The organism is Kocuria sp. CCUG 69068, assembly GCF_020833785.1.
Lineage (GTDB): Bacteria > Actinomycetota > Actinomycetes > Actinomycetales > Micrococcaceae > Kocuria > Kocuria rosea.
The window spans coordinates 62,246-79,633 of sequence record NZ_PDDL01000002.1; the positions used below are offsets into that span (position 1 = coordinate 62,246).

The 17,388-nt window shown below is 70.6% G+C and carries 17 protein-coding genes; 8 read left to right on the plus strand and 9 right to left on the minus strand.

All coding sequences use genetic code 11. The features are described 5' to 3' along the window. The first annotated feature begins 68 nt into the window (after window positions 1–68). Window positions 69–806, plus strand: a complete 738-nt coding sequence (locus tag CRM73_RS00860; RefSeq protein ID WP_109244335.1) for a polyprenol monophosphomannose synthase — start codon at window positions 69–71, stop codon at window positions 804–806. A gap of 84 nt (window positions 807–890) precedes the next feature. Here CRM73_RS00860 and CRM73_RS00865 read toward each other — a convergent pair whose 3' ends face one another. From CRM73_RS00865 to CRM73_RS00875, 3 genes are all read right to left on the minus strand, one after another. Further along, window positions 891–1,226: an RNA polymerase-binding protein RbpA gene (locus CRM73_RS00865; RefSeq protein ID WP_031283042.1), complete on the minus strand. Its 336-nt coding sequence runs from the start codon at window positions 1,224–1,226 to the stop codon at window positions 891–893. A 139-nt stretch (window positions 1,227–1,365) separates the two neighbouring features. Further along, window positions 1,366–2,481: an SPFH domain-containing protein gene (locus CRM73_RS00870; RefSeq protein ID WP_229586452.1), complete on the minus strand. Its 1,116-nt coding sequence runs from the start codon at window positions 2,479–2,481 to the stop codon at window positions 1,366–1,368. A gap of 64 nt (window positions 2,482–2,545) precedes the next feature. Further along, complete coding sequence (locus tag CRM73_RS00875; RefSeq protein WP_017833523.1) at window positions 2,546–3,037, minus strand: NfeD family protein; 492 nt, start codon at window positions 3,035–3,037, stop codon at window positions 2,546–2,548. Window positions 3,038–3,300: 263 nt separating this feature from the next. On the opposite strand from CRM73_RS00875, the gene CRM73_RS00880 reads away from it, so the two are divergent. After that, window positions 3,301–3,675, plus strand: a complete 375-nt coding sequence (locus CRM73_RS00880; protein WP_229586455.1) for a hypothetical protein — start codon at window positions 3,301–3,303, stop codon at window positions 3,673–3,675. Window positions 3,676–3,685: 10 nt separating this feature from the next. Here the strand turns inward: CRM73_RS00880 and CRM73_RS00885 are convergent, their stop codons facing one another. The 4 genes from CRM73_RS00885 to CRM73_RS00900 form a co-directional block, all read right to left on the minus strand. Further along, window positions 3,686–5,107, minus strand: coding sequence for an alanine racemase (locus CRM73_RS00885; RefSeq protein WP_229586457.1), 1,422 nt, complete (start codon window positions 5,105–5,107; stop codon window positions 3,686–3,688). Between the two features lie 621 nt (window positions 5,108–5,728). After that, window positions 5,729–7,129, minus strand: a complete 1,401-nt coding sequence (locus tag CRM73_RS00890) for a site-specific integrase (protein ID WP_229586459.1) — start codon at window positions 7,127–7,129, stop codon at window positions 5,729–5,731. 74 nt (window positions 7,130–7,203) lie between these two features. Continuing rightward, window positions 7,204–7,563, minus strand: a complete 360-nt coding sequence (locus CRM73_RS00895) for a helix-turn-helix transcriptional regulator (protein ID WP_229586461.1) — start codon at window positions 7,561–7,563, stop codon at window positions 7,204–7,206. Beyond that, window positions 7,563–8,684, minus strand: a complete 1,122-nt coding sequence (locus CRM73_RS00900; protein ID WP_229586463.1) for a site-specific integrase — start codon at window positions 8,682–8,684, stop codon at window positions 7,563–7,565. Before CRM73_RS00900 ends, CRM73_RS00895 begins: the two co-directional genes overlap by 1 nt. A gap of 554 nt (window positions 8,685–9,238) precedes the next feature. Here CRM73_RS00900 and CRM73_RS00905 point away from each other — a divergent pair. Both CRM73_RS00905 and CRM73_RS00910 read left to right on the plus strand, forming a co-directional pair. Beyond that, the gene (locus CRM73_RS00905) at window positions 9,239–9,655 is read left to right on the plus strand and encodes a DUF3054 domain-containing protein (protein ID WP_095651092.1); all 417 of its coding nucleotides are present in this window, start codon (window positions 9,239–9,241) and stop codon (window positions 9,653–9,655) included. A 50-nt stretch (window positions 9,656–9,705) separates the two neighbouring features. Then, window positions 9,706–9,984: an Lrp/AsnC family transcriptional regulator gene (locus CRM73_RS00910; protein WP_017833527.1), complete on the plus strand. Its 279-nt coding sequence runs from the start codon at window positions 9,706–9,708 to the stop codon at window positions 9,982–9,984. A gap of 133 nt (window positions 9,985–10,117) precedes the next feature. Here CRM73_RS00910 and trpD read toward each other — a convergent pair whose 3' ends face one another. Further along, entirely contained in the window at window positions 10,118–11,176 is a 1,059-nt protein-coding gene (trpD, locus tag CRM73_RS00915; RefSeq protein ID WP_095651091.1) for an anthranilate phosphoribosyltransferase, read from the minus strand. Window positions 11,177–11,425: 249 nt separating this feature from the next. On the opposite strand from trpD, the gene CRM73_RS00920 reads away from it, so the two are divergent. The 4 genes from CRM73_RS00920 to CRM73_RS00935 all read left to right on the plus strand — a co-directional run bounded on the left by CRM73_RS00920 (window position 11,426) and on the right by CRM73_RS00935 (window position 15,744). After that, window positions 11,426–12,064, plus strand: coding sequence for a heme-copper oxidase subunit III (locus CRM73_RS00920; RefSeq protein ID WP_081994597.1), 639 nt, complete (start codon window positions 11,426–11,428; stop codon window positions 12,062–12,064). Window positions 12,065–12,123: 59 nt separating this feature from the next. Next, entirely contained in the window at window positions 12,124–12,915 is a 792-nt protein-coding gene (locus CRM73_RS00925; protein WP_095651090.1) for a c-type cytochrome, read from the plus strand. Window positions 12,916–12,988: 73 nt separating this feature from the next. Then, window positions 12,989–14,083, plus strand: a complete 1,095-nt coding sequence (locus tag CRM73_RS00930) for a ubiquinol-cytochrome c reductase iron-sulfur subunit (RefSeq protein WP_176475324.1) — start codon at window positions 12,989–12,991, stop codon at window positions 14,081–14,083. Then, window positions 14,083–15,744: a ubiquinol-cytochrome c reductase cytochrome b subunit gene (locus CRM73_RS00935; RefSeq protein WP_095651088.1), complete on the plus strand. Its 1,662-nt coding sequence runs from the start codon at window positions 14,083–14,085 to the stop codon at window positions 15,742–15,744. The genes CRM73_RS00930 and CRM73_RS00935 overlap by 1 nt, the downstream gene beginning before the upstream one ends. 1,084 nt (window positions 15,745–16,828) lie before the next feature. Here CRM73_RS00935 and CRM73_RS00940 read toward each other — a convergent pair. After that, a complete protein-coding gene (locus tag CRM73_RS00940; protein WP_017834559.1) occupies window positions 16,829–17,233 on the minus strand; it encodes a cytochrome c oxidase subunit 4 in 405 nt (134 codons plus the stop codon). Window positions 17,234–17,388 lie beyond the last annotated feature (155 nt).

Genomic DNA, 17,388 nt, shown 5'->3' on the forward strand with positions numbered 1-17,388 from the left:
CGGACTGGTCCGAAGACGAGGGAGCCTGCCCTGTGGTGCGGCAGGCAGACCTCGAAAGGAACCACCCGGTGCGCGTACTGACCGTCATCCCCACCTACAACGAACACGAGTCCCTCCCGACCGTGATGGACCGGCTCCGCCAGGCCGTCCCGGACGGGCACGTGCTGGTGGTGGACGACAACAGCCCGGACGGGACCGGCCGTCTCGCCGACGAGATGGCCGCCGCGGACGAGAACATCCACGTCCTGCACCGCACCAGCAAGGAGGGCCTCGGCGCCGCGTACATCGCCGGCTTCCGCTGGGGCCTGGCCCGGGACTACGACGTCCTGGTCGAGATGGACGCCGACTGCTCCCACCAGCCCGAGCAGCTCCCGCTGCTGCTGGACGCCGTGGAGCGCGGCGCCGACCTGGCCATCGGCTCCCGCTACGTCCCCGGCGGGCGCACCGTGAACTGGCCCCTGCAGCGCCAGCTGCTCTCGCGCGGCGGCAACCTCTACGCCCGGACGCTCCTGGGCTCCCGGATCCACGACATCACCGCCGGCTACCGCGCCTTCCGCCGCGAGACCCTCGAACGGATCGGTCTCGAGACCGTCGACTCCAAGGGCTACTGCTTCCAGATCGATCTCGGCTGGCGCACCGAGCGGGCCGGCCTGAGCGTCGTCGAAGTGCCCATCACCTTCGTGGAGCGCGCCGAGGGCGAGTCCAAGATGAGCCCGGACGTGACCCGGGAGGCCGTCGTGCGCGTGGCCCAGTGGGGGCTCACAGCCCGCGCCAGGACCCTGGCGGGCAAGCTCACCCGCCGCTGAGCCTCTGACCGGCGCGCTGCCCGGCACATGCGGAGGGCCCCACCCGAACCGGGTGGGGCCCTCCGCATGTGCCGGGCGACAGGATCAGATCGCGTGCTTCTCCCGGTAGAACTCGACGCGCTGGGCCAGGATCTCCTCGAGCTCGTCCGTGCTGCGCCGCTCCAGGAGCATGTCCCAGTGCGTGCGCTGGTGCTTCTCGTTGGGGTTCACCGGCTTCTCGCCGTTGACGATGATCGCTTCCTTGCCGGTCTTCGACACCCACACCGGCGGGATCTCGGCCTCCGCCGCGAAGGTGACGGTGACCTTCTCGCCGTCCGCGGTGCGGTACTCGACGCGCTGGCGCGGGGCCGGCTCGACACCGGCCTCGGTCTCCATGGACTGGGAGCCCAGACGCATTCCCCTGAGGCTGCGGTCGCTCATTGTGGTGGTTCCTCCATAACTGACGGTGGCCACGGCAGTGGCGCACGCTCGGGCTGACGGCGGGTCGCACGGACCCGGGATCCGCTGGGTGCAACGCACGGGCTCCCGGGGTTGTTCCCCGGGGCCCGGGTCCGCCGCGTCAGCGGGCGGCCGGGCCGTCCTGCGGCGGCATCGGGTCGTCGAGGCGCACGGGTGCCTCCGGGTCGATGGTCGAGGGCCGGGGGATGGTGAACTCGTCCGGGTCGACGGTGGTGCGCTCCAGGTTGGGCTGCAGGTCCTCCTCCGTCACCCGGACGGCGTCCGGCTTCACGAGGGGCTCGTCCGCGGACTCGGGCTCCGGCATCTCGTCCGCGTCCGACCAGGTCCGGTCCGGGCCGTCCTCGTCAGGCCTGGAGAGGAAGTCGCCCACGCCCCGCAGGGCGTCGCCGAGCTCGGCGGGGATCATCCACACCTTGTTGGCGCTGCCCTCGGCGACCTTGGGCAGGGTCTGGATGTACTGGTAGGCCAGCAGCTTCTGGGTCGGCCGGGCCCGGTGGATCGAGTCGAAGACCTTCCGGATGGCCTGGGCCTCGCCGTCCGCGCGCAGGATCGCGGCCTTCGCCTCGCCCTCCGCGGACAGGATGGCCGCCTGCCGCTGGCCCTCGGCCATGAGGATCCGCGACTGCTTGTCGCCCTCGGCCGTGAGGATCACCGCGCGGCGCTCCCGCTCGGCGCGCATCTGCTTCTCCATCGAGTCCTGGATGGACGGCGGGGGAGTGATCTCCTTGATGTCCACCCGCGACACCCGGATGCCCCAGCGCCCCGTGGTGGAGTCCAGGACCCCGCGCAGCTCGGCGTTGATCTTGTCGCGGGAGGTCAGCGCCTCCTCGAGGTTCAGACCGCCCACCACGTTGCGCAGGGTCGCCGACGTCAGCTGGTCGGCGGCCTGGATGTAGTCGACGATCTCGTAGGTGGCGGCACGCGGATCCATGACCTGGAAGTAGACGACCGTGTCGATGCCGACCACCAGGTTGTCCTCCGTGATCACGGACTGCGCCGGGAAGGACTGGACCTGCTCGCGCAGGTCGATGAGGGGCAGGAGACGGTCCACGAACGGGATGAGGAAGTGCAGACCGGGGGTGAGGGTGCTCTGGTACTTGCCGAGTCGCTCGACGATCCCGGCCCGGGCCTGCGGGATGATCCGCACCGACCTCAGCAGGATGATGAAGACCAGGACGACCAGGACGGCGAGCAGGACGATGACGGCTAGGTCCACGGGTGCCTCTCTCGGTGGTGCCGCTCCGGGCGGCGTTCCCGCCGGGCCGGTGCGGTCTTGGGGGTCAGAAGGACGGGCGCGGCGCCGGCCCGCCGTCGGCGGCCGGCGCGGGGTACGGGGCCACGAGGACGGTGGCGCCCTCGATGTCGTGGACGAAGACGTCGGTGCCGGGGGGCAGCTGCTCGCCGGTGACCGAGCGGGCGCTCCAGGTGTCGCCCTCCAGGCGCACCAGCCCGCTGCGGCCGGTCACGGGGTCCAGGACCTGGCACGGGAGGCCGATGAGCCGGGCGGCGTTGGACGCGGTCCCGGGCGTGGACCGGTTGAGGCGGCGCAGGGCCACCGGCCGCACCGCGAAGATGAGCAGCACCGAGGCGAGGGCGAACGTCACCACCTGGAGCACGAAGTTGTCCGTCACCCAGCTCACGCCGAACGCCAGCAACGCGGCGGCGGACATCATCAGGAAGAGGAAGTCCAGGGTGAGCATCTCGACGGCGGCCAGAGCGATCACGACGATCAGCCACAGGACCCACGAGTTCTCGACCAGCCACTCCCACATGTCCGTCCCCGGCCTTCCGAATCCGCGTCCGCGAGGGCACCCTCACCTTGAGCCCATTCTGCCCCACGGGCCTGACAGGACGCTGGAGCGGCGTGGCGGCAGGGCCGCGGCCGGCGTCCCCGGAATAGGCGCTGTTCCGGGGGCGTTGGGATCTCTACGGTGGTCGCACCGGACTCTCCCGGGACCGCGGGACGCCACCGTCCGTCGGTCCGGCCCGGTGCCGGTCCGCCCCACAGACCCCGGCACGCGGGAGGAGGAGATCCATGAAGCTCATCACCTCGGTGGCGGTCTCCGCCGCCGGCGCCTGGCTCGCCGGGACGGCGACCGCCGTGGTCGGCCTCTCCGCGCTGCAGTCCCGGCTGCCCGCCCTGATCGCGCGGGGCGTTCCCGCCGAGCCCGACTTCGAGCGCGCGTTCGTCCTGCTCGGCACGGGCCGCTGCGCGCCCGGCGACGACCGGGCGGAGGTGCTGCGGGCCCGGCTCGAGGAGTCCTGCGGCCGGCCCGTCGTCTACGTGGACCTCACCGTCGCACCGGAGGCCTCCGCGCGCCGGGCCGCCCGCGCCCGGGAGCTGGCCCGGGACTTCCACGCCGACCTCGTGCTGGACCACGACGTCGAGGACTCGGCCGGTCGGTCCTGAACGGCGCCGGTCACCTGCCGGTGGTCGTCACCGGCAGCGGCGCGGTGGCGTCGAGCAGGTGGAAGGCCTCCGCGCTGAAGTCGATGGCCACCTCGTCCCCGGCGGCCGCCTCCGGCACCTCGGACAGGTCGAGGGTCAGGACTGTGCCGTGGTCGAGCAGCACCGGGACCTGCTTGCCGCCGACCGTGTAGGTCAGCTCGTTCTCCCGGGACGGGATGTGGTTGACGAGACCCACCTTCTTGGGCTCGGTGGTCGGCTCGGTGCACCCGTAGTCGATGCACCAGCCCGCGGGGAGCGTCTTGACCTGGCTCAGCTCCGTGGTCCAGGAGTAGAGGGTCGTCTCCGGCGGGCTGCTGGCGAAGAACATGCCGCCGACCCGCAGCAGGTCGTAGTAGAGGGAGTCGATCTCCTGGTCCAGCACGTCGCTGGCCCCCGCGTGGATCAGGGCGTCCTGCCCGAGGCCGGCGTCCCGGATCGCGGCCACCGCACCGTCGAAGCGGTTCTTCTGGGCCACCGTGGTGTTGGCCGTGTCGTTGCGCTCGATGGCGTCCTTGTCCTCCGCCGTGACGGTGGAGAAGTGCGTGGCGATGCCGGCGAGCTCCAGGTGCGGGGCGTCCTCGACGGCTCGGGCCAGGGGGAGCGCCTCCTCGGGCACGACGCCCTCGCGCCCCATCCCCGTGTCGACCCACAGGTGGACCTTCAGCGTCCCTCCCGTGGTGGACAGCACCTGTTCCGCCGCCTCGACCCAGGCGGGGTCCGTGGCGGCGACCTCCACGTCGTAGTGCATCAGCAGCGGGATGTCCTCGATCTGGGCGACGTAGAGCACCGCGATCTTCGCCTCGACGCCGGCCTCGCGCAGGGCGATGGCGTCGTCGAGCTTCGGCACGAAGATGTAGTCGACCTCGGCGGCGTCCTCGATGACCTTGCCGAACACGTCCACGGGCTCGCCGTTCTTGAGCACGGCGCCGAGCTGGACGTTCGACGGGAAGTCGGCTCGGATCGCCTCGGCGTTGCTGCGCACGGTCTCCGTGTTCACCGTGAGGAGGGGGACGTCCTGCGTGCCCTGCGTCGTGTAGGTGTAGGCGGTCTTCTCCCCGACGTCGCTCCCGCCGGACGCGAAGGAGACCTCCACCGTGCCCGGGGTCCCGCGGGCCGGGGCCACGCAGGCGTGGCGCGCGGAGCGGTCGTCGAACTCGCACTCGACCTCCGTCTCGCCGAAGCGGACGGTGACCGGGCCGTCGGTGCCCCCGCCGGTGTCCGCCAGGACCAGGTTCCCGCCCTGCAGGCCGCCGTGCGAGGGGGAGAGGGCGACCGATCCGGAGGCGGTCGCGGGGGGTGCGTCCGAGGCGTCGTCCTGTCCGCAGCCGGCCAGGGCCAGCACCGACAGGGCCAGCACGGAGGTCGCCAGCCGGCGCCCCCGGCCGTCCGTCACGATCACAGTGTTCCGTCGTCCCACGGATGTCCTCCCCTTGAACCAAGAATTTGCCGACGCGAATTCAGGTCGGCCACGGCGAGCGTATCGGCGGCCGGCCCCCGAGGCCGGGTCGACGGGGGAATCCCCCCACAAGTGGCCACAAAAGGAGGGCCGGGCGGCGCAACACGAGGACATCGGCTTGCTGACGGCGTCGACAGGGGAGAGGCGCCGGTCTGTTCGGAGCGGGACGGCCGGTCCGCCGTGTCGTAACGGTGCTGCGAGCATCGGCGCGACGACGACAAGCGCGGGCTCGGTGCCAGTGTCCTGTCGGACGACTGTCAGGACGGGCGCGACCGAGCCCAGCACGAGCCCGGCGGCGGAGAGGCCCACGGCCCACCGGCCCGTCGTCGTCCGGGATCTCACGGCGGGTCGCTCCTGCCGGCCCCGGAGCCGCGCGATGAATCCGCGCTGCAGGACGGGGTCGTGTCGTCACGGCAGAGCCGAGCGTCCGGAGCTCACCGGAACAGCCGGAACGACGGCGTGCGCGGACACGGATGCTGAGCGCTGCCCCCCGGACAGCCTGCTCCGTAGACCGGTAGTGAGACGTGTTGAAGGAGGACGAGTAGGCCTCTGGCGGGATCAGGGCGCCGGCTCGATCTTCTGAGTGGCGCGGATGGCCGCGATGTACTGGGCGTAGCCGGCTGAGGAGTCGGTGGCGTGGTGGGCGATGGTGGTGGGGGCGTAGCCGAGGGCGTCGGCGATGATTGCCACAGGGGCATGCTTGGTCAGTTCGTGCAGTGTGCCCAGTCGGGCCGCCCGGGCGCTGAAGTGTGTTCTCAGCCGGTTCCTGAGGTGCCCGGCGTGCAGATGCCGGCCGGGGAAGCTGCCGCGGAACACCCACGGGCTGTTCGGGTGTGCGGCGGTGGCGTCGTGGCTCGGTGCGGCCGCCAGAGCGCGCCAGGGTTCGTCGAGCGGGGTGGGCAGGGCGATCGGGTCGGCGCCGAGGGTGATGGTGACCAGCTCGTCGGTCACGGTGACGTCTTCCCAGGTCAGCTTGACGATGTCTTCGATCTGCTGGCCGAAGACGAGCACAAGGATCGCCGCGGCGCGGTCGCGGGTCGGCAAATCTGCGCTGACGGTGGCCTGGTGAAGCGCGCGGTGCTGGTTGGGAAGGCTGAGTCTGGGGCTGGTGCCGCGGCGGTGCGGCGTCATGGTGAGGGCGGGGTCGACGAGCTGGGAGGTGATGGCCCAGCTCAGGAAGCCGCTGGCGATTTCGCCGGTGGTGGGTCCGTGGGCCTGCCACTGGTCCAGATGGGCTTGGTGCACGTCCGGCAGCTGGATTCCGTGATCCGTGAGCCAGTTGAGGAAGTCGATGGCCACCGTGACGGACTGCTTGGCCCGCAGGAACGCCCCGTAGGGCACCGGTGTCATCTCCTGCAGGCGACGTCGGTGGTGCCAGCGGATGAAGCGTCGTACGACCTCGCGGTGGTCGCCGGTCGTGACCCGGGCCAGTGCGGTGGTGGCCCAGGCGTCGTAGCGGATGATCAGTTCGTCCCGGGCGGGCAGGGCGCCATGGGTGATGAGCAGGCCCCGGACGTAGTCGCGGGTGCGAGAAGCTGGCAGGGCGTCCAGGGCCTCGTGGGTGATGTCGCCGGTGGCGGCCAGGTTGGTGAGGAAGGCGGTGACGTGGTCCTGGTTGAGCCAGGTCAGCCCGCTGTTGGGGCGGGACATCGTCTTCAGCGCGGCGGCCACCGGGGCCAGGGCCGGGTGCATTTGGCCGGTGCGCGGGTCGGTGAGCAGCCGGTCGACGGTGGCGGCCAGCACGCAGGCCCAGCACTGGCCGTGGGAGTGCAGTTCCGCCTCGGCCCCGCAGGTGAGGCAGTCGAGGTTCAGGCTGATCCGGGTGCAGTTGCGGCAGGCCGGGTGCCCGTCGCGGCGCCCGGGCAGCACGCCCACGTGGCCGCAGGCGCAGGTGCCGGTGGTGCGTTTGGCCGCCTGGTAGCAGTAGCGGCACACCGGCCCGTCGGGCCAGGTGACCACGATCTGGTGATGGCCCCGGCAACGGGTGCACGGGGTCGGCCAGGTCACCGGGTCACTGGGTGGGCGGGGTCTGCTCACGGAGACTCGTCGGTCTCCTCGGGCACCAGGTGAATCCGGCGGGCCATGGGCTGGCCCGGGGTGATGCCGATGTCCTGCGGTCGGGCCGGGGCGTTGGCGGTGGCCGCGGCGCGCAGCTCGAGGTAGGGCTCGAAGAGGTCGTTGGGGGAGCAGTCCAGGATGTCGCACAACGCGGCGAAGGTGCGCGCTGGGATGCGTTCCGGGGTGGTCGTGACCAGCCGGTGCACCTGGGCGTTGGAGAGGTTGATTCCGCGGGAGCGCAGCAGCGGGATGAGCTCGGTGGTCTTCCACAGGTTGCGTTCGGCCATGACTTTCCGCAGGTTCCAGCGGTAGCTGATGCGTCGCTGTTCAGGCATCAGGGGGTCTCCTCGTGGGGGGTGGCGAGCCGGGCGGCGATCATCTTCTGCACGGTCTTGTGCTTGAAGTCGGCCGAGACCGAGGTGTAGAGCGCGGTGGTGGAGGAGTAGCTGTGTCCGACCTGCTGCTGAACGAACAACGGGTCGTAGCCGGCCTCGATCAGATGCGTCACGTAGGAGTGGCGCAGCCCGTGCAGCGACAGCTCCTCGGGCAGCCCCGCCAGCTGGCGGACCCGTTGGAAGGACCGGTCGAAGCTGCGCACGGCCGCGGCCCCGGCCCGTTCCGAGGGCCACATCAGGGCCGAGCGATCCGCGGTGGCAAACCGTGGCCGGCCGGCGGGGGAGAGCCAGAACTGAAGCAGGTCGACCACCCAGTCGAACTCCGGGACGGTGAGCACGGTGCGCCGGCGCGGGCCCGACCCGGCCACCCCTTTCGCCCAGCGCACCTCCACTGCGCCGAAGCCCTGGTAGGCGGGTACGTGTGGGTTGGGGCCGAAGTCGACGTACTCCAGCATCGCCAGCTCCCGGCGACGCAAACCGTAGGCATAGGCGACCTTGAACGCGGTCGAGTCCCGCAGCGCCGGCAGCCACCGTTTGGACCCTTTGGCGTACTCGGCGTCGACCACATCATCGACGGTGTCGAAGAAGCGTTGCAGTTCGACTTTGGTGAACGACCGGCGCGCCGGGGGCACCGCGTCATCGACCCGGTGCCGGGGAGCGTTCCATTCGAAGACCACCTGGGCGGGCACGTCCCCGAAGACCTGCTCGCAGAAACCCGCCCAGCCGTACCGGGGGTCGGTGAGATAGCTGCAGAACATCCGGATCGCCCCGGCATTGGCCCGCAGCGTCGCCAGACTCACCGGGCGGTCCTTGTTGCGCCGATCGGCCAGGAACTCGTCCAGGTGATGGGACGACCACCGCCACGGGTACTCATTGGCGTGCTCCTGGAACCGGGCCACCAACCGGCACGAGGCGAGGATGAACGCCGGGCTCAGACCCCGGGCCAGCTGCTGGGCCCGCCACCCATCCAGCATCGCCTCGAACACCCGGTCCTCGGCCCGCAGCAACCCCACACTGTCATCGACCAAGAACCCCGGCACGTGCCCCGGAAGCCGTTCCATGGCCACACCGTACGCGCGAATCTCTCATTAAACGAGAGTTCTCCATGCCGGCCTGCACGGACGACGCCGGCGCGCTGAGCTCGACGACCCCGCCGGTCCGCTACGAACCCTGTCACCGCCTGGGCAGACGCCCGTAGGCAGAGTGGGACGAGTTCTCGCACCTGTTTCTACTCGTCCTACTTAAGCGCCGATAATCGACATTATGTAAAGTAGCGTGGAGCGAAGGCTCCCCTCCGGCCCGTTCCACCCGCTATGTACCACTCCCGAGCATCCCCTGTCGCACACACCTCCGCCGCTCGTCGCACCGGCCGCTCCACCGGGACGCCGCGCCGCACGAGGATGTGGTACTCCTCAACCACCCCGCCGTCCCGCATTCCGACACGAGTCCGGCACCCGAGGCGGCCCGGCATCCCTCCCTGTCTTCCGGGCCCGGACCATCGACCCCTGGTGGAAGGTTGAGACTTTTGTCGCCCGCAGCCCTCAACCCTCAAGGTGCACCTGAGGCTTCGGGAGTCCCGGATCGCGACCCGTGGACGTCGCACTAGACTGCCAGCATGCACACGTCCGCCCTCCTCACCGCCCGCCCCGAGGAACGCACCACGCACTCCGGTCCCTGGGCCGCGGCGCTGACCGTGGACGTGCTGCTCGTCCTGCTGTTCGCCGGCCTGGGCCGCAGCACCCACGCCCTGGACGCCGCCGGCCTCCTCATCACGGCGTGGCCGTTCCTGGCCGGGCTCCTGCTGGGCTGGATCGGGTGGCGGGTGCACCGCGCCCCGTTCGCCGTCTGGCCGAGGGGCGTCGCGCTGTGGTCGACGACCGTGGCCGTGGGCATGAGTCTGCGCCTGCTCGTCGGCGAGGGCACGGCACCGAGCTTCGTCCTCGTCACGCTCGCGGTGCTCGGCGTCTTCCTGCTGGGCCCCCGCGCCCTGGTCTCGGGGCTGCGCGCGGCCCGCTCCCGCCGTCCGCGCTGACCCCTCCGTCCCGCCGGTCCTGCCGGCCCCGCTCCCGCGAAAGGTGCTCCATGCTCACCGCCATCGTCCTCATCAAGACCTCCGCCGACCGGATCCCCGAGGTCGCCGAGCAGATCTCCGACATCCCCGGCATCAGCGAGGTGTACTCCGTGACCGGCGACTGGGACCTCATCGCGATGGTGCGCGTGCACCGGCACGAGGACCTCGCGGACGTCATCGCCGACCGGCTCTCCAAGGTCGAGGGCGTCGTGGGCACGAACACCAACATCGCGTTCCGGACCTACAGCAAGCACGACCTGGAGGCGGCCTTCTCGCTCGGCATCGACTGACGGGCACCGGTCGCCCGGCCTCGTGCCGCCGGGCCGGAGCCCGCGCGGCGGTCGAGCGCACGGACAGCAGGAGGCCGGCGGGGGAACGCCCCGCCGGCCTCCGTCGTCGTCAGCCCTCCGCCGGCGCGGCGCCTCAGCGCGCGGTGTGGGCGATCCAGCGGTCCAGGACGGCGCGGGCCGCGCCGCTGTCCACCGACTCCTCCGCGCGCCGCACCGCCGCGGCCATCCGGTCCCGGAAGGACCCCTCGGCGCCGGTGTCGAAGGCCACGAGGCCGGCGGCGGAGTTGAGCAGCACGGCGTTGCGCACGTGCCCCTTCTCCCCCGCCAGGACCCGCTCGACCACGCCCGCGTTGTACCGGGCGTCCTGGCCCCGGAGGTCCTCGATCGTGGCCCGGGGCATGCCGAGGTCGAGCGGCTCGAGGTCGTGGTGGTCGACCCGCCCGTCCCGGACCTCCCAGACCTCGGAGGGCGCCGTCACGGTGAGCTCGTCGAGGCCGTCGCCGCCCCGGAAGACGAGGGCCCGGTCGCCGCGGGCCGCGAAGACGCCCGCGATCAGCGGCGCCAGCGAGCGGTCGGCCACACCGACGGCCGAGGCCTCGACCCGCGCCGGGTTCGTGATCGGCCCCAGGAAGTTGAAGGCGGTGGCCACGCGCAGCTGCGCCCGGGCCGCCGCGGCGAAGCGCATCGACGGGTGGAAGGTCTGGGCGAAGAGGAACGTGATGCCCACGTGCCGGGCCGCGGACTCCACCATCTCGACCGGCAGGTCCAGCCGCACGCCGAGCGCCTCCAGGACGTCGGCGGAGCCGGACTTCGAGGACGACGCACGGTTGCCGTGCTTGACGACCTTGGCCCCGGCGCCCGCGCACACGAGGGCGGACATCGTGGAGATGTTGACGCTGGAGAGCCGGTCGCCGCCGGTCCCCACGATGTCCAGGGCCGGGCCGGGGATGTCGACCGGCCGGGCGTTGCCCACCATGGCGTCGGCCAGCCCGGTCAGCTCCTCGACCGTCTCCCCCTTCGCCCGCAGTGCCACGAGGAAGCCGGCGATGACGACGTCGGACACCTCGCCCGACATGATCGTGTCCATGGCCCAGTAGGCCTGGTCGCGGGTCAGATCGGTGCCGGAGATCAGGGCGGTGATCAGGTCCGGCCACTCGAAGTGCGGGGCGGTCGTCGGTGTCGTCGTGTTCACGCCCCCGATCGTATCGCCCGCCGCCGGACCGGCCCGAACGGGCGGCCGGGCGGAGGATGCCCCTCGCCGAGGACTTGTGACACGGATCACATCCCGGGCTCGGAGGCCCCTTGATCCCCGGCCTCCCGCGCCCGGACGCGCGAGGAGACGGCGCGGCTCGTCAGCGGGGGCCCCCGCCACCCGGACACGCGAACCGCCCGACCCCGCCCCTGGTTGGTCCACCGGGAGTTTTGGCGACATAATGTCTCTGTGACGACTGCAACCCATACCCCAGCCAAGCCGGTAGGCGGGTCGATCAACCGACCCAACCTCACCTCAGTGGGCACCATCGTGTGGCTCGCTTCCGAGCTGATGTTCTTCGCCGGCCTCTTTGCCATGTACTTCACCCTGCGCTCCACCGCACCGGAGCTCTGGGCCGAGGAGTCCGCCAAGCTCAACATCCCGCTGGCCCTCGCCAACACCATCGTCCTGGTGCTGAGCTCGGTGACCTGCCAGTTCGGCGTCTTCGCGGCCGAGCGCCTCCAGCCCCGCCGGGCCGGCGGGCTGTTCGACGTCCGCCGGTGGGGAATGATCGAGTGGTTCGCCCTGACCTTCATCATGGGCGCGATCTTCGTGGCGGTGCAGTCCTTCGAGTACGCGGAGCTGGTCGCCCACGGCATCAGCATCCCGGCCAACTCCTACGGCTCCGCCTTCTACATCACCACGGGCTTCCACGCCCTGCACGTGACGGGCGGTCTCATCGCGTTCCTGTTCATCATGGGGCGTGCCTTCATCGCCAAGCGCTTCGGGCACTTCGAGGCCACCTCGGCGATCGTCGTGTCCTACTACTGGCACTTCGTGGACGTCGTCTGGATCGTGCTGTTCCTCGTGGTCTACTTCCTCCGGTAGGCCGCGCCGCCCGGAGGACGCACCAAGCAAACCAACACCGAGTTAAAGGAACGTTTGACGTGAAGGCACTTTCGCAGCAGCGACGCCACCCTCTGGCCGTCCTGGTCCTGATGGTCCTGGCCCTGCTCCTCAGCGGTGGGCTCTATGCAGTCGCCACCACCACCAACGAGGCCAAGGCCCAGACCGAGTCCTACACCGCGCAGGACATCGAGGAGGGCGAGAAGCTGTTCGTCGCGAACTGCTCCACCTGCCACGGCCTCGACGGCGCCGGAACCCCCTCCGGTCCCTCGCTCGTGGGCGTCGGTGCCGCCGCCGTCGACTTCCAGGTCGGCACCGGCCGCATGCCCATGCAGGCCAACGGCCCGCAGGCCGAGCAGAAGGCGGTCCAGTTCAACGACGAGCAGGTCCGCCAGATGTCCGCGTACGTGGCCACCTTCGGGGCCGGCCCCGGCCTGCCGGAGGAGGAGTACCTGGACGTCTCCCAGGGCAACGCCGCCAATGGTGCCAAGGTCTTCCTCGCGAACTGCGCCATGTGCCACAACGCCGCCGGTGCCGGCGGCGCGCTGACCCGCGGCAAGTACGCCCCCTCCCTGATGGGCGTCGAGGAGAGGCACATCTACACGGCCATGCAGACCGGCCCGCAGAACATGCCGGTGTTCAACGACGCGAACATCACCCCCGAGGAGAAGCGGGACGTCATCACGTACCTGAAGACCCTCGAGGACAGCCCCAACCCCGGTGGCTTCGGGCTCGGCGCCCTCGGCCCGGTGTCGGAGGGCCTGTTCGTCTGGACCATCGGCCTCGCCGTCATCATCGGGTTCACCGTCTGGCTCACCTCGCGCTCCGCCTGACGGGCCGTGCCGGCAGCGGATGTCGGACCCCGAAGCTACGATCAACTGCACCAAGAGAAGAATGAGGGACCACATGGGAAGCCACAGTGACGGCACTCCCCACCAGTCGGGAACCGTTGCCACCACGGGCACCACGGCAATGGAGCGTTTCCCCGACCCCGGACTGCCCCCGCACCGCCCGCGCCTGACGGACGTCGACTCCACGGCCGCCAAGCGCGCCGAACGGCAGGTCGTCCTGCTGTTCCTGATCTCGATCCTCGGCTCGATCCTGTTCTTCGTCGGGTACTTCGGCATCCGTGTCGACGGTCCCATCTACGACGTCACGAACACCGAGCCCACACGCGCCCTGCAGCTCCAGAACCTGCTGCTGGGCCTCGGTGTGGCCCTGGGCATGTTCGGCATCGGTCTCGGCGTCGTCCACTGGGCCCGCACGCTCATGCCGGACCACGAGCTGGTCGAGAACCGGCACGCGGTGCGCACGGAGGAGCAGCGCGCCGAGGCGCAGAGCATCCTGACCACGATCTACGACGAGTCCGGGATCAAGCGCCGGCCGCTGCTGCGCAACACCCTCATCGGCGCGGCCGTGCTCGCTCCCCTGCCGTTCGTCGGCCTGCTGCGGGACCTCGGCCCGACCGATCTGGACGTCCTCAAGGAGACCCTCTGGGACGAGGGGATCCGTCTGGTGCGCGATCCCTCCGGCACCCCCATCAAGGCCTCGGACGTCACCCTCGGATCCACGTTCCACGTGGTCCCCGAGAACCTGAGCGCCATCGGGCACAACGAGGGCTACCTCGACGAGAAGGCCAAGGCCGTGGTGCTGCTCATGCGCCTCGACCCGGACACCGTCAACGTCTCGCCCGAGCGGGCCGACTGGAACGTCGACGGCATCTTCGCCTACTCGAAGGTCTGCACCCACGTCGGCTGCCCGGTCGCGCTCTACGAGCAGCAGACCCACCACCTGCTGTGCCCGTGCCACCAGTCCACGTTCGACCTCGCGAACGAGTGCGAGGTCATCTTCGGGCCGGCTGCCCGGCCCCTTCCCCAGCTGCCGATCACTGTGGACGACGAGGGCTACCTCGTGGCCCGCAGCGACTTCCAGGAGCCGGTCGGTCCGACCTACTCGCAGCGCGGTACCCATGTCGAGGAGATGCAGGGTGAGGCGAACTGATGTCCACGTCCACTGATTACGAGTACAAGCCCCAGACGAGCACCGGCCGGATCGCCAACTTCGTCGACACCCGTGTCGGCATGTCGCCGATCGTCAAGGAGTTCGGCCGGAAGATCTTCCCGGACCACTGGTCCTTCATGTTCGGAGAGGTGGCGCTGTACACCTTCGTCATCCTGCTGCTCTCCGGCACGTTCCTCGCCCTGTGGTTCGAGCCGTCGATGGCGGCCCTGGAGTACGAGGGCTCCTACGTCCCGATGCAGGGCGTCGAGATGTCCGCGGCCTACGCGTCCTCGCTCGACATCTCGTTCGACATCCGCGGCGGTCTCTTCCTGCGCCAGATCCACCACTGGTCCGCGCTGGTCTTCGCCGCCGCCGTGTCCGTGCACATGCTGCGCGTGTTCTTTACGGGCGCCTTCCGCCGGCCGCGCGAGCTCAACTGGCTCGTCGGCGTCGCCCTGTTCCTGCTCGCGATCGTCGCCGGCTTCACCGGCTACTCGCTCCCCGACGACGTGCTCTCCGGCAACGGGCTGCGCATCGCCGACGCGATCCTGAAGGCACTCCCCATCGTGGGCGCCTACCTGTCGATGTTCCTGTTCGGCGGCGAGTTCCCGGGCCACGACATCATCGCGCGCCTCTACATCCTCCACGTGCTCGTGATCCCGGCGATCATCCTGATGCTGATCGTCGTCCACCTGTTCATGGTCGTGGTGCACAAGCACACCCAGTTCCCCGGCCCGGGCCGCACCGAGAACAACGTCGTCGGCTTCCCCGTGGGACCGATCTACGCGGCGAAGGCCGGTGGGTTCTTCTTCATCGTGTTCGGCATCATGGCCCTGATGGCGGGCACCACCACCATCAACGCGATCTGGAACTACGGTCCGTACGATCCCTCCCCGGTGCAGGCCGGTTCCCAGCCCGACTGGTACATGGGCTTCACCGACGGCGCCGTGCGCCTCATGCCCGGCACCTGGCCGTTCAACTGGGAGTGGACGTTCTGGGGCATGTCGATCCCGATGAACGTGCTGCTGCCGATGGCGCCGCTCGCGGTGCTCTTCGGGCTCATGGCCGCGTGGCCCTGGATCGAGCGCTGGGTCACGAAGGACGACCGGGAGCACCACATCCTCGACCGTCCCCGGAACGCTCCGTTCCGGACCGCCATGGGCGCCGCCGGCGTGACGTTCTACACGATCATGCTCATCGCGGCCAGCGGCGACCTCATCGCCACGCACTTCAACCTGGCCGTCAACGACGTCCTGTACTGGCTGCGCGCCCTGTACTTCCTGGGCCCGATCCTGGCCTTCATGATCACCCGCCGGATCTGCCTGGCGTTGCAGCGCAAGGACCGGGAGATTGTCCTCCACGGCCGGGAGACCGGACGGGTGCAGCAGCTCCCCCACGGTGAGTTCATCGAGGTGCACGAGCCCCTCGACGAGTACAAGCGGTACCGTCTGGTCAACATGCCCGACTACCAGGTCGAGCCGGCCCAGCCGAACGCCAAGGGCAAGATCACGGCCACGGAGAAGACGCGCGAGCGGATCAGCCGCTTCTTCTTCGAGGACCGTGTCGCCCCCGTCACCCCCGCCGAGCTCGAGGCGGCGCACCACCACCACGAGGCCGACGCCCTCACCACGGGTTCCCAGGACCGGGAGCTCGTGCGCTGAGCCGGCAGCACGCCTGACAGGGCCCCGAGAGGATCACTCCTCTCGGGGCCCTGTCGCATCTGTGGATCCGTCGTCGGTGGTCGGACACATCGGAGACATGACCGCAGTACTCCTCCGACGGCCCTCAGCGCCGTTCCGGCGGGACAGAATCTGCGAACCGCAGTCTCCCGGGTCTGCTGCCCCGGAGGCCCGCAGGACCGCGTCCACGCCCTTCTGGCGGGACGCTGCGGCCGCAGCGACCGGTACCAGCCCGGGACCGTTGGAGCCCGCGCCCGGATCGGCACCGGTCGATGCACCGGGCCGGGCGTGGAGATGCGCCATGGCCACCGCGCGGTCGTTGAGAGCCCGTGCCGGGGCGGCCCGGACGACCGGGGGCGGTTGTCGCCGCCGTGCTCGCCGGCGTCTCCGAGGCGTCTCCGGCGGCCCCCAGGCCCGGCGGGCTGGTCCGGCACCGGACGGACGCGGGAGGACGCTCCGTGTCCTCTGGCATCGCGGAGCCTGCGGCGCGGCGGTGACGACCCGGTCAGCGTCGAGAACGGTCCCGCGCGGAACACCGAGCCGCTCGAGGCGCACCATGACCAGGCGGAGGACGCAGTACGGACGGTCGCCAGGGTGCACCGCCCGGGGATGGTCGTGCGCCTCGACCTTCGACCGGTGCACCACGTGCCATCCGGCATCGTCCGTCCGATCGCGCCGGAACCCCTGAACGACGCACCGGAGCCTCTGGACGACGCACCGGGCCGCTCGTGGCGGAGTGACCGGGCCGCTGCTCCGGACCGTGTCGTCGAGGTCGCGGGCGGCAGCGGGCCCCGGTTCCCGGGAACCCGGCCCTGGCTCCACCCGAGGTTCTGCCTCGGGCCCTGGGGCACCAGGCACCCGTCGCACGGAGCGTCGTCGCCGGCCTGCTCAAGGGCCTGCCGCGGCAGCGGCTCCCCCGCCGTCAGCTTCGTGCCCGAGGCACGCTGTGGCCCGCTCAGGTCTCCCCCGGGACGGGCCACGGCCGCCCGCAGCGCGGGGACGCGAAAGGCCCCGGACACCTGGGGTGTCCGGGGCCTTGTCGACGGTCGGCGTTCAGCCGCCCGTGTCAGTGGGCGTGGTCGCCGCGGGAGTACTCGAAGATCAGACCGACCAGGCCGAGCACCGCCAGGGGGGCGGCGAGGCCGAGGATCCACCAGCCCATGGCCAGCGCCGTGAACGCGAGGGCGCAGCCGGTCCCGAGCAGCAGGGGCCACCAGCTCCACGGGGAGAAGTGTCCGTACTCGCCGGCGGACTCGACGATCTCGCCGTCGAGCTTGTCCTCGGGGAGGACGCCACCGGTGTTGCGGTTCACGAGCCACAGGTAGACGGCCAGCATGAAGGACATGGCGCCGACGGCCAGCAGCGCCGGGAACCCGACGAGCTCGTCGAACCGCGTGAGGAAGCCGTAGACCACGGCCACCAGGAGGCTGAAGCCCCCGATGAGGATGAACAGTTTGATGGAGAGTTTCATGCTCAGCCCTTCCGCGTGGCGATGGCGCCGTCGTCGACCGGGGACTGCTGCGGGGACTCCGCGGCCAGCTCCGGGTGGTGCAGGTCCAGCGCCGGCCGCTCGGAGCGGATGCGCGGCAGCGAGGTGAAGTTGTGCCGCGGCGGCGGGCAGGACGT